We start from the raw sequence: 16,937 nt of genomic DNA on the forward strand, positions 1-16,937 counted from the left end.
ACACCCAACACGATTCAACAACGTGCACTTCTGGGTACGCTTGCCCAAAACGTTACAAACCGACCCCACTGCTTTCTTCATTGCTCATTTGGTTGTTTTTTAAAATTGATTAGTCGTCACTATCGGAAGCATCCGAGGCGGAGCCAGCCTGGTTTTAGCCCAATTTTGTAAAAGCTGAAAGACGGATACAAGTGACCAACGTGTCAAAAATTCTTGGAAGTTTGCAACTATACCTAAGTCGCCAGGCCAGTGGGTTAGGGCGATATTTTTTAGAGCAATTACTATTTTTCCTTGTGGGCTGGGTGCCCACCTTGGTTGGTATTGGTCTACGTGGATTCATCTACCGCCTTATTCTCAACATGGAAGGCATGGCCGCTATTGAAAATAATGTGCGCCTTCGCTTTGCCAACTACATTACCCTGAAGAATGGCGTTTATCTGGATCAGGGCTGTTATTTACATGCCTGCCCCAGCGGCATTGAAATCGGTGAAGATTCAATTGTGATGCACGGGGCGGTGCTGCACGTCTACAATTTTCGGGATTTGCCGAACGCTGGCATTAAGATTGGCAAGGACAGTTTGGTTGGCGAATACAGCATCATTCGTGGCCAAGGTGGGGTAACCATTGGCGACCGAGTATTCACTTCGCCATTCACCCAGATTATCGCTGTGAACCACATATTTGATGATCCGAAACGGCCGTTCGTCGATCAAGGCATCACCGCTGAAGGCATTGTCATTGAAGATGATTGCTGGCTAGGTGCAGGCGCGGTGATCACAGACGGTGTGCGCGTGGGCCAGGGGTCTGTCGTGGCTGCCGGAGCCGTTGTAACCAAAGATGTGCCGCCACATTCTGTGGTGGCTGGCGTGCCTGCCAAAGTGATCAAAACGATTGACGGGCAGCAGCCTGCCCAGGAAAAAACCATCTATTATTAAGATTTTTCAACAGTCTACAGGTTGAACTTAAGATAGCTTACTTATAGTGTTGTGTATACAAATTTCTAATCAAGCATACGCAAAAATGAATTGGTGTAACTAAATTATGACCACACTTTCCGTTGTAATACCAGCATATAATGAAGAAGACGGCATTGCCGAAATCGCCCACCGTGTTCTAGCCGTTCGTGACTCTCTCCGTGAAGTGGGGGTAGATGGTTTGGAACTGCTTGTTGTTGACGATGGTTCAAAAGACAAAACCGTTGAAATCGCAAGCGGCATTGATGGCGTGACGCTAATAAAGCATCCGCAGAACAAAGGGTACGGTGGCGCGCTGAAAACAGGCTTTAGCCAGGCAAAAGGCGAACTCATTGGCTTTTTGGATGCTGATGGCACTTATCCTCCAGAATATTTTCCCAAATTGTGCGTTGAAGCTATCAATGGTTCAGAAATTGTTGTTGGGTCTCGCATGGCCGGTGCCGACAGCCAAATGCCGCTGACGCGGCGTGTTGGTAACTTTTTCTTTGCCAACCTGCTAAGCATTTTGGGGCGTCAGCGCATTACCGACAGTGCTAGCGGTATGCGCGTCTTTAGAAAAGAAGTGCTGCAAAAGATATACCCGCTGCCGGATGGCTTGAATCTCACCCCCGTGATGAGCACTCGCGCCCTGCACGAGCAGATTAAGATGACCGAGATTCCGATTCCATACAGTGAACGGCTGGGGCGATCCAAATTGAGCGTGGTTCACGACGGCCGTTTGTTTCTGGAATCTATGATTTGGACGGCGATGACCTACAACCCGGTTCGCATTTTGGGTTTGGTTGGGTTGGCGGGCATTGTCCTTGCTGCACTGGTGCTAATTGGTCTGGTTGTGGCTCGCATTGGAGACACAACCAGTTTAGGTGCCTGGGGGGTAACGGCCGTATTCACCGCCCTCATCACCTCTGTAGGCGGTATTAGCATTTTTGCTTTGGGTGTTACCTTCAACTACATGGTTTCCATATTCCACAAGCAGCCGATCCGGCAAGGGTTGTTCCGCAAACCAATTTTCAAAACCCCTATTAACCACCAATTTGGATGGCTGGGCATTTTGGCTGTGGTATTGGGGGTGGCCTTAGGTGTCGGTAGCCTTTCCTTAGCAATTAGTCAAAATTGGCCGATTCAGCGCGTGTGGCTCTACCTTTTAGGAAGTGCCATGTCTACACTGGTGGGCCTTCAGCTCATTATTTATTGGGTTTTGCTACGGGTTCTGGAAGAGTTGAGCCAACGCGAGATTTTAGCAGAACGAGATTTACAAGGTTACGGATAAAGTTCGTATCCAAATTTAATTATCCTCAGAAAAGATTACGGGCATAGCCAGGAGATTTGCAATGAGTCAAGTTAAGCTCGAAGATGTTGATGTAAAAAACAAGAAGAATCGTAAAAAAGATCCGTTGCGGGAAAATCTAGGAACGCGACGTGTACCCAAGTTACGGATGGCCAACTTCCCCGACGCCGATGAAATTATTCATCAAGGTTTGTTGGAGGAAGAGCGTGGGCCCAAGGCTGTGGATATTGTCTTGGTGAACCCGCCTACGCCTGATGGTGGCCTGTGGATTCGTACCCAGCACCGGGTAGGCCGCCGCACACGTGAAAATATGGTTTGGCCGCAGGTATCTTTGGCCCAAATGTCTGCCATGCTGTATCCAGAACATTCTGTGGCGGTTATTGATGCCAATGCAGAGCGAATGAGCTGGCCAGAGTTTGCCAAAAAGCTCGATGCATTGAAGCCAAAATATTATCTTACGCAGGTAACGGCCCCCACGCTAGAAAATGATATGTATGGTTGCTTTTTAGCCAAAGCACGCGGTGCCCAAACAATCGCTTTTGGCACGCACGTGACCCCCATTCCGCGTGAAACAATGCGGCCGTATCCAGCGTTGGATTACATTTTGCTTGGCGAGCCAGATTTGACGATTCGTGATTTGCTGGATGTGTTGGAAGGCAAAGTAGACCAACGGCCAGACAATATTAAAAAGATGTTTGATAATCACGACCCGATGTACGAACCTGCCCTTGATGAAGACGGCAATGTCATTATGGAAAAAATTAAAGGGCTGGTTTGGCGCGACGGGGATGAGATTATCGTGAATATGACACGGCCGTTTATCCCCAACTTGGATGACATGCCAATCCCCATGCACGAACTGCTGCCCTGGCAAGATTACCGGATGCCGCTCATTAAAGGGCCATTCACATTTATCGTGACCAGTCGGGGCTGCCCTGCAGGCTGCACCTACTGCATTAAACACGTCAGCTATCAGTTTTCTGTACGTTTGCGCTCGGCCGAAAACATTATGCAAGAGTTGTGGAAGCTCAAGAACATGGGTCTCAACAACATTCATATGTATGCCGATCTTTTCACCGTTAATCGCGATCAGGTGATGGAATTGTGCCAGCGCATGATCGATGAAAAAATTAACCTGAAATGGACCTGCAATAGCCGCGTAGATTACGTGGATGAAGAAATGCTAACGATGATGGGCAAAGCTGGCAACTGGCTGATCTCTTGGGGTATTGAAAGCGGTAGCGAGCAGATTTTGCGCCATGCACGCAAAGGTGCATACCCAGACAAAGCTGCCCGTTCCTTGCAGTGGGCACGCAACGCAGGCATCAAAAATTGGGGGTACTTCATCATTGGTTTGCCGGGTGAAACTGAAGCAACGATTCGTGAAACAATTGATTTCTCCAAAGGATTGCCACTGGATATTGCCTTATTCCACGTGGCAGCACCATATCCCGGTACACCTTTCTTCTTTGAGGTGGTGAAAAACGGCTGGTTCCGCCCCGGAACCCGCTGGGAACAGGTGGATATGGATAAAGGCACTGTGCTGGATTATGAAGGCCTCCCAGCCGAGCGACTGCTGTATTGGCAGCGACGTGCCTTCCGAGAATGGGCGTTCCGTCCCGGGCCAATTATGACTTACCTGAAGATGGTTGCTTCAGACATTTCGACGGTCAAATCTGCCTTGAGTGTGGGTTTGCAAACGTTGAGTTGGCAAGTAAACCGCGACTAAATAACATCCCCGGTGGCTGAGAACGCCAACACTTTTGCCAGAACGCTTGGCCGCCGGGTTTTCTTTCCCACAGTTGCAACATTTCCAATCTTGGGAACAATTTGTAGACAGCTAAGTGTTGTCTGTATGATTTATGTTGCTTATTAGTGGATAAAAAGCTCATTCGATCTGGTTTGGGCAGTGGGCGAAAAATAGAAGTACCATGATTGAATTAGCAAATGATCGTTGGTTCCCAGTCATAAACACCGTTTTGGCTCTGGCTACGGCCTCACTCTGGTATTTTACCTCTGGGCGCATTGGCTGGCCGTTGGTAGTAGCCATTTTGGTTCCGTGGGGATTGCGGATTGCAGCAGGCCATTTTCCTTATCGCCGATCACGTTTTGATGGCTGGCTTTTTCTTTTTGGCATTACGGCCGTTTTCAGCACCTTTACCGCCTACAGTAGTGAAATCGCCGCAGGGAAGTTTTGGATCATCGTTGGGGCAATGGCGGTATTTTTTGCCATAATCTCTGTTTCGCGGCGGGATGTATGGCTACTGGCGGGGGCATCCGGCCCAGCAGGGGCGTTGATAGCCATCTATTTTGTGATGAGCAATAGTTGGCGGCAGTGGCCTGCCGATATTGGTTTGTTTAACCGAATTGGGTTGGCCTGGATGTCGATACGGCCGTCTTTTCCCCTCCCCGTGCTGCACCCCAACACCCTGGCAGGTATGATGGCCTTGTTGTTTCCTTTTACTATTGCCTTTGCTTTTTTTGCTTGGCGCAAGCGTAAAATCCGCTGGTTGCAATTAGCCGGTGTCTCTGGTGCCATTACCGCTGGTGGGCTTGTTATTACCAGCTCGCTAGGTGCTTGGCTGGCCTTAGCGGTTGGTCTAAGCGTCTGGGGGTTGTGGTGGGCAAGCAACCAATTGCAGAAACGAACGCCCTTTTCGCAAAAAATCATCTTCGCTGTGTTAATGGGCCTCCTGCTTATTGCTGGGGCTTTTGTCCTTCGCACGATTCTTGGGTCTGGACTAGGTCAGGAGGATTCCAATACGCGGCTAAGTTTGGCCCAGCAAACGTTCTTCCTCATTCAAGATTTTGTACTCACGGGCAGCGGCTTGGGCAGTTTTCCCGCTTTGTATGCGCAATATGCCCAGGTTACGCCTTCATTTTTTGCAGCGTACAGCAATTTCTATTTGGATATCTGGTTGGAACAAGGGTTTTTAGCTTTGGTAGCAATGTTGTTGTTGCTGGGAAACAGTTTTTGGATGTTGTTCAAACGCTCTGCGTTCAGGCGGCAAGCTCCCCCGAAAGAGCCAACAGCAGAGACGATTTTAGCGACGGCCGTTCCCCAACCGAAGCGCAGGCGGCGGCGAAAGCGAGAAGTTCAGGCTAATGAACTGGTCTGGTTTCAATGGGCAACTTTTGTGAGCTTGGTCGTGATGGTGTTGCATGGCCTCATTGATGATGCGCTTTACGGTAACTTGGCTTCGCCGCTGTTATTTTTCGCCCCGGCAATGGCTATTGTGGTCACGCGGCGGCGTTCTGATAAGGCACCACCAGACACGGTGCGGCGTAAACGTTGGGCAGTGGGGCTAGGGACAATAGCCATTATTCTGGTGGCACTCTTCTTTAATTTTCGGCAAACAGTGCAGGCGCAATGGTATGCCAATCTTGGTGCGTTGGAACTGGCGCGGGTGGAGCTGATGGATTGGCCTACAAACCAATGGGACAATGGTGAAAACTTAGAGAGGTTTGAACCGGCCATTGCCCGATTTGAGCAAGCTTTAATGGTTGATCCGCAAAATCGTACAGCCAACCATCGCTTGGGGGTGATTGCCCTCGTAAAACGCGATTTTGGAACGGCCGTGTCCTATCTGGAACGAGCGCATGAGCAGAACCAGAACTATCGGGGCATTGTGAAATCATTGGGTTATGGTTATGTTTGGCATGGTCAACCTGATGAAGCCGAACAAACGTTGATGGTTATCCCCGAGGCCCGCACCGAAATGAACATCTACAGCAGTTGGTGGGAGCGACAAAATCGCCCCGATCTAGCAGCCAAAGCCAATGAGATACTAATTGAATTAGGTAACAGACAACATTAAAACTGCAATCAATAAGGCGATGTAAGTAGGGATGCAAGGTTTAATATATTAAATAAACGAATAAAAAATTTTGAATCGTAAGGAGAGAAGTGAATATGACTGGTTTGCAAAAATTCTGGCGTGCATGGAAGAGATTTGGTCAGTTTATGTTAGATTGGACAAGTCGTATAATATTGACGCTTTTCTATTTCACAATTTTTGCCCCTTTTGGTTTAATTATGCGCTTGTTTGGAGATCGATTGGACATTAAAGAGACAAAGGCCTCATGGCTTGAGCGTGCAGAGGCGGACTTATCTCTGGAAGATGCTAGGAGGCTCACGTAAATGTATATATTGGGTATCTCTTGTTTTTATCATGATGCAGCTGCAGCACTTTTGCATGATGGTATTCTAGTGGCGGCTGCAGAAGAAGAACGCTTTTCTCGCAAGAAGCATGATTTTGACTATCCTAAGAACGCGATTGAATTTTGTTTGCAGGAAGCTGGTATTACAAGTCAGGATTTAGACTATGTTGTTTTTTATGAGAAGCCATTATTAAAATTTGAACGCATCCTTTTGACAACTTTACAAACATTCCCAAAATCATGGGGTGTTTTTCGGGAGTCCATGATAACTTGGTTTAACGAAAAGCTGTGGGTAAAGGGTCAAATCTTAACCAGTTTAAATGTCCCTGATCAAAAGCTTCTGTTTGTAGAACATCATCTTAGCCATGCTGCCAGTGCTTTCTTCTGTTCACCCTATGAAGAGGCAGCTATTCTAACAGTTGATGGGGTTGGGGAATGGACAACGGCTACGGTCGGTAAAGGGACTGCTGGTTGGCAGCATTCGACTAATGGGCATCATCCTCCTAGCTCAAACAGTATTGAGCTATTTAGCGAAGTAAAATTCCCGCACTCATTAGGCTTACTCTATTCTGCATTTACAGCTTTTTTGGGCTTTAGAGTCAATAATGGTGAATACAAAGTTATGGGAATGGCTCCTTATGGGCAACCAACTCGAATGGAAGATGTGTACAAGCTCATTGAAGTAGGTGATGACGCTAGCTTCCGCCTTAATATGGATTACTTTTCTTTTCATCATTCCACTAAACAAACGTTTAGCAATAAATTTGTTGAGCTTTTTGGTGAACCGCGCGTACACGATTCTATTTTTTATACTCCTACTACACACCCCAAAAAGGATCATCCACGATGGGATGAGGAAACAGCAAAGCGTAATCAGCATTATGCTGATATAGCTGCTAGTATCCAACGGGTTACAGAAGATATGATGTTAAGGATGGTTAACTATGCCCATAAGACGACAGGTCTAAAAAACTTGTGTATGGCGGGCGGGGTGGCTTTAAATTCTGTGGCCAACGGCCGTATCATGCGTGAAGGCCCTTTCGAGAATGTTTACATTCAACCTGCTGCTGGTGATTCTGGTGGGGCTCTGGGAGCTGCACTATATGCCTATCACGTTCTGTTAGGGAAGCCACGTCAATTTGTTATGGAAAATGCATATTTAGGAAAAGCCTATACACCCGACGAAATTAATGCAGCTATAGAAGCTACTGGCTTTCCATATGAACGAATCGACGATATGGATAAGAAAGCCACCATGATGGTAGAGGACATAATGGCTAGTAAGGTCATTAGTTTATACCAAGGCCGCTTTGAATGGGGGCCACGGGCATTAGGAAATCGTTCTATTCTAGCCGACCCACGTAGTGCAGAGATGAAAAGCGTCGTGAATGAACGAATTAAGTTTCGTGAACCATTCCGACCTTTTGCCCCTGTCGTTTTGGAAGAACGTGCTCCAGAGTTTTGGGAAAACTTAGGTAATCATCAAGGAAGCTATCCTTATCGCTATATGTTAGCTGTTTGCCAAACAAAAGAGGACAAACAAGACCTCATTCAAGCAGTAAATCATAACGGGAGCGGCCGTATCCAAACCGTGCGCCGCGAATGGAACCCGTTATATTATCGTGCCATTGAGCTGTTTGGCGAAGCAACTGGGGTTCCGGTATTGCTCAACACCAGCTTTAACTTGCGAGGAGAACCGATCGTCACCACTCCTGAAAACGCTCTAAACACCTTCGCTAAAAGCGACATTGATTCTTTATACATGGATGGGTACGTAATCCGGAAGAGTTAGGAGTGCAGAAATGATCTTGAAAGAAAACAATCCCAAAATTGCCCCTCTATTGCTGAAGCATATAGATATGTTGGCTTGCCCTAAATGTTGCAGCAACTTAGAAGCTTCAGGTACGCACCTTGAATTGATATGTGTTCAATGTAAACATCAATTTACAATTACAGATGGAATCCCTCAGCTATTTTGGCCGAATGAGTGGGATGGAAAAACAGACGTAACAGAAGAAATGAAGGCTTTTTATGAGGAGAACCCTTTCCCAAGTTATGACAATTTAGATTCTAAAGGAAGTCTTCGTACAAAAGCAGAGAAAGGAATTTTTGCTCGGCTTTTGGACGATCAAATTCCTCATGGGTCAAAGGTGTTAGAAGTTGGGTGTGGGACTGGGCAACTCTCCAATTTTTTGGGAATGAAATGGGGTAGAACAGTATTTGGTGCTGATCTTTGCCTTAATTCCCTGAGGTTGGGTCAAGGATTTAGGGAAAAAAACCAAATTGATAATGCCTTTCTGCAGATGAACCTTTTCAAGCCTGCATTTAAAGAAGGCAGCTTTGATTTTGTTATTTGTAATGGTGTTTTGCATCATACCAGTGATCCTTTTCAAGGGTATCGTTCAATTTCTAGGCTGGTAAAAAAAGGTGGATTTATTCTTATTGGACTTTATCATATGCATAGCAGAATACCTACCGATATCAGACGATTCATCTTTAACATGTCTGGTGATCGTTTTAAGTTTTTAGATCCGCGTCTAAGGAATCAAGACATAGATGATCATCGTAAGCACATATGGTTTATGGATCAATACAAGAACCCACATGAATCTAAGCATACATTTGGTGAAGTACAGAAATGGTTTGATCAAACTGGGTTTGATTTTGTAAATAGCATTCCGAAATCCAAAGCCTTCGAATCGTTTAGTACTAATGAAGAACTATTTGAAACCAATCCCAGAGGAACAATATTTGATCATTTCATTGTACAAGCGGGCATGCTTCTTAAGGGAAACAAAGAAGGCGGATTCTTTATTATGATCGGCCGTAAGAAGTTATAGAAATGAAAAAAATATCTTTTGGTAATTTGGTGAAAAATGTTGGTTTGTTATTTGCCAGCTTGCTTTTCACGTTAATTCTCTTAGAAATATTAGTTCGCACTCTGCATCTGGGTACAGGAGCATTTTGGGAGCCGCACGAACTTTACGGATGGCGTAACATTCCTAATGCCTCTGGTTGGGAATCCTGCTATGGTGAGTGTGAAGTTTTTGTTGAAATCAATAACAATGGGCTGCGTGATAGGGAAATTCCCTACGAAAAAGCACCTGATCAGGCACGGATCGTTCTTTTGGGCGATTCAATGACAGCCGCTATGCAGGTGCCTTTGGATGACACATTTGGCAAAGTTCTTGAAAGTCAGTTGCGTCAAGCGGATACAGATGTTGAGTGGGAGACAGTCAATGCTGGCGTAAACGCCTTTGGTACCGATAATGAGCTGATCTTCTATCGCTTAGAAGCAAACAAATATCAGCCAGATGTCGTTGTTTTGACCATCTATCTGGCAAACGATATTTACAATAATAGTTATATTCTCGAACAAAGATTCGGTGGACAGGATCATAAGCCATACTTTTTACTCGATGAGAATGGTGAATTAGAACTCCAAAACTTTCCTGTTGCAGGAACAGATTCCCTAACAGTTAAAGTTGGCACGTTTCTAAAGAAACATTTCCAACTGCCCCGCTTTGTAGCTCAGACTTTGAGTTTGCGTGGTGAAGTACCGCAATGGTTGCGCTCAATTATCAGTATGTTTAGCGGTAATCGAGGTGCCGTACAAAGCGATGCCACTGAAGGTGTGCCCCAAAGTGAAGAGGGTGAACCGACAGAAGAGCAGACGCCTCCGCGCAGACCCGATATTTGTGATGCTGACTATTTGCCAGTTGTAGAAGATGCTTGGGATGTTACAAAAGCTATAATAAGTCAATTACATGAAGAAGTAGAAGCAGACGGAGCACAATTACTTGTTTTATCTGTTCCGGCTGCGCCACAGTTGGTACCTCCAAAAGATGGAGAAGATTGGTACTGTGAACGTCCTAACGAAATATTGAATGCCTTTCTTGAAAATGAAGGTATACCTTATTTGGACCTGCTGCCGATGTTTAAGGACCACTCTCTTGCTGGTGGAGAACCTCTTTACTTCGAGCGTGATTTTCACATAAATAGTGAGGGTCATCGCCTGGCTGGCGAGTTGCTTTTTGAATTTTTTGAAGAAACCATTCTTGAGAATTAGTTAGGAGAATTAAAACATGAAAAATTTCTTGCGAAGTATGTCATCAAATTTAGGAGTTGTGGGTGAATTATTCGGCTTTCTTTGGGCGCGTAAATTGTGGTGGCTTTTGCCAATGGTTGTTGTTCTGATGCTTTTTGGTCTGCTGGTTATTTTCGGTTCTGCATCAGGTGTAGCCCCCTTTATTTATACGCTGTTTTAGACTTTCAGGACTTACGCAGTTGGCTCTGGCAGGTCTCTAGCCAAGTGGGTGACACGGTGAAATATTGGTCACAGCTCGAAAATTGCGTGAGTTCTACCCTTATCCTTAACACCCCCCTACTTTTGTGCCTTAGTATAAGTAAGGGTATAGTAACAAAACATTTAACTGAGACAGTGGATGAATTAAACTGCTGATTGTTTAATAGAATGCACACTTTCTGACGCGCTGCGCTTCACGTGAGGCGCAGCGCGTTTACCCTTTACTGGATCACTAACTGTTTGCAGTGCCAGGAGCCAAGTCAGCTAACCTCTCCCCCCGCCTAGACACTGCCTCACATTACTACTTTACTATGAATAAATTTTCAAATCCTTATATGTATCGTTTGTTTTTGTTTACCCTTGTGTTGGCCTTATTGGTGGTTAGTGGACTCACCGTTTTGGCTCAGTCGGAAGATGAACGGATTTGGAGCGAACCGCTAAATATTTCGCAAAGCGGTGCAGCTTCAGAACCGTCATTGTCGCAAGATAGCGGCGGTGCCTACCATCTGTTTTGGCGGGACGAATTCTCCGGTATTTTCTATTCTTCTGGGGATGGTCAGACCTGGACAGAGCCAGTTGCCCCTCGTTTTCCCTTTAGTGAGCCCCCCTTTGGGGCCGTTGGTGAGGATGGATTTGAAGGCTTCTTTACGCCTTCGGTTTTTGTCGATCCTCAAGATGTTGCCCACGCGCTTTGGGTGAATGAGGATGATGAGCTTTTTTACAGCAGGGTTGGCGTGGCAAATATAACGACTGGGGCTACGGGATGGGTTGGGCCGCAACTTATTTCTCGGAATGTGTTTCGGTATGAGATTATTGCAGGGGCAAACGGCCGTTTGCACATGCTCTATCTTACAACCAGAACCACCGCGACGGTAGCGGCTGGTATCGTTCATCGCTTCTCAGATGATGGTGGAGCCGTGTGGTCAGAACCTATCAATATCTATGCGTCTGACTACTATCGCACGATCACGCCTGGGCAGGCCAACTTTCACGTCTCGATGGCAGATGGCGAAAACGTTATCCTTGTTTGGGATAACCGCGATCTGGACACCGTCTTTGTAACGCGCTCAACGGACAACGGTGTTACTTGGGAAGAACCACGTACTGTCGATCAACGCCTGGAGGAAGACCCTGTTGATTCCCAAGGGCCAGCCCAAATTAATCTATATGCTAATGGCAGCAACGTGAACCTGACCTGGCACGCCAGCCACGCAGAAGAAGAATGTTCTCAATACGTGCAGCAGTCCAGCGATAGTGGTGTGACCTGGCAAGATGTGCAGGTAGTACGCACCGATGAACTCGACTGCCCTTTAGGCGGCCGTTTTGTTGAAGGCACCAATGGTCTACTCTTCCTAATTTCGTCATTGGCTGACAATGTATACATGCAAGCGCAGGATGGTGATCAATGGAGTCGCCCAATTTTGCAAGGCCCATTGGGTACTTTTACCGATCCCGTTACCTTCCGCAATGTGAGCTTCGAATGCTACCAGATGGACATAACGCCTGAAAATCGGCTTGTTGTAATTGGCTGCGGCAGCGGCAATGATGATGACATCTGGCTAATTTCTCGGCCTCTAGGAACCATAGAAAATTGGTCTTCGCGCTTTGTGCCAACCTCGGTTTGGAGCCAGCCCGTTGCGGTTGCCACGGCCGAGGTACAGATGTTGCAGCCAGACATTGTGATTGGGTCTGATAACCGAATGCACGCCTTTTGGAGCCAGTCGCAGAATCCAGTCGCGACGGGCCGTATTGCCAATCCGCTGAACATTCCTGGCAATGAAATTTTCTACTCCCGTTTTGACGCAGGCCAGTGGTCTGCGCCCAGACCTGTATTGCGGTCTCCCAACGGCAGCCAGGCAGATTTCCCAGCACTTGCTTCTGACAAACAAGGAAGTTTATTTGTCGCCTGGGCAGGCAATCAGCCGAATGGGGTCTATTTTAGCCGGGCACTTGCTGACCGCGCCGCATCGGTGACGGAATGGATTTCGCCGCAATTACTGCCTGCCCCTCGAGAATCGGCGACGTGGCCGAGCATGGTGTCGGATGGCGAAAGTACCATTTACGTAGCGTACACAATCCCGTTAAATGAAGACCGTGGCATTTACCTGGTCCGTTCTGAAGATGATGGCGATAGCTGGTCAGATGCCATCACTGTGTTTGACGGCGTTGAAGCCGAATGGGATTTGATTGGCCCAACCGCGTTGAGCCGAACGTCGGATGGTACGCTTCATTTGCTGTGGACCCGCTGGACGCAGTTGCCAGAGATGCAATCTATTGCGCTAGCGTACGCACGTTCTGAGGACAATGGGCAAACATGGTCTGAGCCGGAGATTGTGACGGAAGAGCCACTTTTGGGAAGTGCGCTGTTGGGTGTACAAGAACGGTTTGTACACCGAACCTGGACAGGATTAATAGACGGCCGTCCCGTTATTTGGCATCAATTTTCTGAGGATGGCGGCATTACCTGGGGCGCGGCTGGGCGTATTGTAGATCCTGGCCTGATTGCTGGCCCTACGGCATTGATTGCTGACCATAACGAAGAGCCAATCGTCGTGCAGCTCGCTGAGACGAACGCTGGCCAACTGGTGCTACAGGAATGGCTTTGGACCGGCGATCGGTGGGTAGGTGGTGAACGGCGTGACTTGCAGGAAACGGCCGTAAACGCAGACGCAATCTCTGCTATCGCCGCCCCAGACGGTCAAATTGCTGTCATGTATGGCAGCCTCATCGGGGATGGCACTACGTTAACAGACGAATTAATCTACACGAGCCGCCAATGGCAGGTTGATGATCCAGAAATTACGCGGACACCTTTACCCACCATTACCCCAACGCCAGAAGTTGTTCCAACAGAAACGCCCGTGCCGCCGCCTTCACCCACACCAACGGCAACCTTGGCACCAGTACAAAATACAGGGCCACTCGGTGGCAGCTCCGGGGGCATTATTGTAGGTGTTGTTGTTGCACTTTTGCTGGTTGCTATTATTTTCACCATTGGCTGGCGAATTTCTAGGGCCAAGTAAGCAGCTCACATTTGTTTTCTCGTGAAAGTCACCGTCAACTCAAAAGTCATCCACCAATTCTATTGATTTGATTGTGGATGACCTCCAAGTAAGGTGCATCTTAAGAGAGTAACAGTACCATCGAGAGCGTACCAACAAGGCCAATTTTTGTTGGCTGGGGGATGTGAGTATGCCCACAAAGCCTGGTACATCCTGAAATTTGCCAATTAGCTATTCTGTAGAAAGAAAGGAGTTACAACTCATGAAACGTATCTTTGTTGCTGGTTTGTTCACATCATTTATTGCCCTGGCTAGCGTAAGCTCCGTATTTGCTGCTCCGCCAGCTTACATCGATCCCAACACGGGCGGTATGCTGGCTCAGGCATTGATTGTTGTTTTGGGCATGCTGACCGGCGTATGGTTCTTTTTTGCGAACCGCATCAAACTGTTCTTCAATCGCATTACGCGCAACCGTCAGCCTGAAAGTGAACCAGTTGCACAGGAAGTTGTAACCCCAGAGACGCCACAAGAAAACCAGGTTCAGTAATGAGAACCTGGTCTGTTGCCAAGCACATTGACTGTGGCAGCAGTTTGTAATAGCGCAAACAACCATTTGCGCCGTGCTTGCCGAAAGGCTTAATAAAAACCAGATTACCAAGATTGGTGGCATTTTTCGGTAAGCACGTAGTTTATCCCTCCAAGGCTTCCACTACTGCTTCTCGCCGCTGCCACCCATTTAGAATTTAATACACTGTTTCAAAAAAGATAACTATGCGTGTAGTCATTATTGGCTTAGATGCCTTTGAACCAAGACGTTTTGAACGTCTGTATGAAGAAGGGCGGGTACCCAACCTGGCGCGTTACGTTGATGTAAATGCCTACTCCCGCTTTGCTGTATCAAATCCGCCCCAGAGTGAAGTTTCCTGGACCAGTATTGCGACGGGGCTAAACCCCGGTGGACATGGCATGTTTGATTTTGTCCACCGCAATCCAGATAACTATGCCTTGAATGTATCCTTGCTGCCGACCAAAAGTGGTTTTGGCGGGACGCAGTTTGCAGAACCATTTTCTGCCAAGACAATTTTTGATCAGGCTGTCTCACAAGGGTATCCGGCAACCGCTTTATGGTGGCCTGCCTTATTCCCGGCACGGATGCGGTCACTCGTACGCTCTTTGCCTGGCTTGGGTACGCCTGATCTACTTGGCCGTCTGGGTGTAGGAACGCTTTTTACTACTGATAGAGGGATGGCTCAGGCAAGCGGCCGTAAAACTCCGGTCGCTATTTTAGAAAAAGTAGGCAACAAAAAGTATAAATCTGTGGTTGCGGGTCCCATGCGCAAAGCCAAAGGGGGTGGCGTAGAGCCTGCCACACATGAACTGATCGTTGAACAGACTGGCAGTGATGCGGTACAGGTGACTGTAGAAAAACATCGGCTGGAGTTGCGTTTGGGTGAGTGGAGCCCTATTTTGGAGCTTAAATTCAAAATTGGGTTCCTGGTTTCATTGCCCAGCATTACCCAACTGATTTTGACACACGTAGGGGATGAGCTGAGTATTTATGCCCTGCCGCTGCAAATCCATCCGCTGCGCTCTGCCTGGCATTATGGCACCCCCCGCAATTTTGTGAAGGATTCCTGGAAAAATGCTGGCCCATTCCTGACGGTTGGTTGGCCACAAGACACGACTGCTCTCGAAGATGGCTTCATTGAAGACGATCATTTCATTCGTCTGTGTGAATCTATTGTGGCGATGCGGGAACGTGTTTTGATGCACCATCTGGATTCCTTTAAGGAGGGTGTGTTGGGCTGTGTATTTGACACGCTCGACCGGATGCAGCATATGTTCTGGCGGGATCGGCCAGATTTGATTGATGAATGGTACGTAAAAATGGATGCCTTGGTGGGCCGTGTTGAGCAAAAGCTGGCGGCTAAGGGCATTAAAGATATGACCAAGTTGGTGGTGATTTCTGATCATGGCTTTACGGAATTTGGTCAGAAGGCACATTTGAACCGTTGGTTACAAGAACATGGGTATTTGACGGCAAAAACGGCCGTTACCCAGGGCAGTTTCAGCGATGTAGAGTGGAGCCAAACCCAGGCTTATGGCATTGGTCTGAACAGCCTGTATTTGAACCTGAACGGCCGTGAGGGCAAGGGCATTGTGCAAGCGAGCGAGCAGGAGAACCTGCTAAACAAAATGTGTGATGACCTCCTGCAGTGGGAAGCACCCAACGGCCAAAAAGTGGTAAACAAAGTTTGGCGTAATAAAGATGTGTTCGACGGCCCGCTATCTTCTTATGGGCCAGACGTGATGGTGGGCTTTGCTTCTGGCTTCCGTGCCTCGTCCCAAACGGGGCTGGGCGGCTGGGAGGAGGACGCCATCGAGACAAACAATGATCATTGGGGAGCCGACCACTGCATTGACCCCAATGTGGTGCCGGGCGTGCTGTTTTGCAGTCATGGCCTGGGCAATTTCCCCAGCCCTTCTTACCGAGATATTCCCATGTTAACCATCGGCTCCAAGCCAGATGCTAGCGGTTCGGCACCGCCGCCGACCTCTAGCGGTACGGAATCTGATGAAGTGATTGAAGAAAGGTTAAAGAGCCTTGGCTACCTCTAATGTAACTCCAGAAACGGCCGTGCCCCAGGTCGAACCAACAACAACAGCAGCCGCGAAGCGGGGTGTGAATCGCGCAACCTTGTGGATTGTGTTTGCAGCGGCTGTTTTTCCCACACATTTTTGGGCACTTGTGGACTTTTTGCGTGAATATCCCGCCTGGATCAAGCGCATGAACACGGCTGAACTCCTCGGCTCGTTTTCTTACGTAATGGGCGTGTTTGCCCTGCCCGACGCCATTGTGCTTTTCCTGGGCGTTTTGCTGTTGGCGTTCATATTGCCATACCGATTCTTCCGCGAAAAGTTTGCCGCTTTGGGGAGTGCTGTGGCCTTGATTACGGCCGTTTGGCTTGTTATCTTTCACTCTTTTCCAAAATGGTTAGAGATGCGCCAAATGGTGCCGCTGGCACTTTGGGCCGCAAGCTACCTGTTGGTCATGGGGGTCGCCTATTTCCAGATTTTGCGCAATCCCAAAGCTGAAGCGTTGGTAGATAGCTTCATGCAGCGCGCCGTTTCGCTGGCTGGTCTTTACCTGTTTATTGATTTTCTCAGCCTAATTAACGTACTGATTCGCAATTTTTAGTTGAGGT

The 16,937-nt window shown here is 47.7% G+C and carries 13 protein-coding genes; all 13 read left to right on the plus strand.

Translation table 11 applies throughout. The features are described 5' to 3' along the window. Positions 1 to 200: 200 nt before the first annotated feature. The 13 genes from ACOQPU_RS04700 (at position 201) to ACOQPU_RS04760 (ending at position 16,930) form a co-directional block, all read left to right on the plus strand. Positions 201 to 935, plus strand: coding sequence for an acyltransferase (locus ACOQPU_RS04700; protein WP_420643970.1), 735 nt, complete (start codon positions 201 to 203; stop codon positions 933 to 935). 106 nt (positions 936 to 1,041) lie between these two features. Continuing rightward, positions 1,042 to 2,244 (plus strand): glycosyltransferase, encoded by a 1,203-nt coding sequence (locus tag ACOQPU_RS04705; protein ID WP_420643971.1) that lies wholly within the window; start codon positions 1,042 to 1,044, stop codon positions 2,242 to 2,244. Positions 2,245 to 2,305: 61 nt separating this feature from the next. Beyond that, the gene (locus tag ACOQPU_RS04710; protein WP_420643972.1) at positions 2,306 to 3,991 is read left to right on the plus strand and encodes a B12-binding domain-containing radical SAM protein; all 1,686 of its coding nucleotides are present in this window, start codon (positions 2,306 to 2,308) and stop codon (positions 3,989 to 3,991) included. Between the two features lie 202 nt (positions 3,992 to 4,193). Further along, positions 4,194 to 6,080 carry an O-antigen ligase family protein gene (locus ACOQPU_RS04715; RefSeq protein ID WP_420643973.1) on the plus strand — a complete coding sequence of 629 codons (1,887 nt, stop codon included), beginning with the start codon at positions 4,194 to 4,196 and terminating at the stop codon, positions 6,078 to 6,080. 95 nt (positions 6,081 to 6,175) lie between these two features. Further along, positions 6,176 to 6,403 carry a hypothetical protein gene (locus tag ACOQPU_RS04720; protein WP_420643974.1) on the plus strand — a complete coding sequence of 76 codons (228 nt, stop codon included), beginning with the start codon at positions 6,176 to 6,178 and terminating at the stop codon, positions 6,401 to 6,403. Beyond that, positions 6,404 to 8,215: a carbamoyltransferase gene (locus ACOQPU_RS04725; protein ID WP_420643975.1), complete on the plus strand. Its 1,812-nt coding sequence runs from the start codon at positions 6,404 to 6,406 to the stop codon at positions 8,213 to 8,215. Positions 8,216 to 8,225: 10 nt separating this feature from the next. Further along, positions 8,226 to 9,263, plus strand: a complete 1,038-nt coding sequence (locus ACOQPU_RS04730) for a methyltransferase domain-containing protein (protein WP_420643976.1) — start codon at positions 8,226 to 8,228, stop codon at positions 9,261 to 9,263. A gap of 2 nt (positions 9,264 to 9,265) precedes the next feature. Then, positions 9,266 to 10,492: a hypothetical protein gene (locus ACOQPU_RS04735; protein ID WP_420643977.1), complete on the plus strand. Its 1,227-nt coding sequence runs from the start codon at positions 9,266 to 9,268 to the stop codon at positions 10,490 to 10,492. A 37-nt stretch (positions 10,493 to 10,529) separates the two neighbouring features. Next, positions 10,530 to 10,691, plus strand: coding sequence for a DUF5989 family protein (locus ACOQPU_RS04740; protein ID WP_420645809.1), 162 nt, complete (start codon positions 10,530 to 10,532; stop codon positions 10,689 to 10,691). Between the two features lie 373 nt (positions 10,692 to 11,064). Next, positions 11,065 to 13,752, plus strand: coding sequence for a sialidase family protein (locus ACOQPU_RS04745; RefSeq protein ID WP_420643978.1), 2,688 nt, complete (start codon positions 11,065 to 11,067; stop codon positions 13,750 to 13,752). A 241-nt stretch (positions 13,753 to 13,993) separates the two neighbouring features. Next, entirely contained in the window at positions 13,994 to 14,278 is a 285-nt protein-coding gene (locus ACOQPU_RS04750) for a hypothetical protein (protein ID WP_420643979.1), read from the plus strand. Between the two features lie 224 nt (positions 14,279 to 14,502). Then, the gene (locus ACOQPU_RS04755) at positions 14,503 to 16,350 is read left to right on the plus strand and encodes an alkaline phosphatase family protein (RefSeq protein ID WP_420643980.1); all 1,848 of its coding nucleotides are present in this window, start codon (positions 14,503 to 14,505) and stop codon (positions 16,348 to 16,350) included. Beyond that, positions 16,337 to 16,930, plus strand: coding sequence for a hypothetical protein (locus ACOQPU_RS04760; RefSeq protein WP_420643981.1), 594 nt, complete (start codon positions 16,337 to 16,339; stop codon positions 16,928 to 16,930). Before ACOQPU_RS04755 ends, ACOQPU_RS04760 begins: the two co-directional genes overlap by 14 nt. Positions 16,931 to 16,937: the final 7 nt, after the last annotated feature.

The organism is Candidatus Leptofilum sp., assembly GCF_965223285.1.
Lineage (GTDB): Bacteria > Chloroflexota > Anaerolineae > Promineifilales > Promineifilaceae > Leptofilum.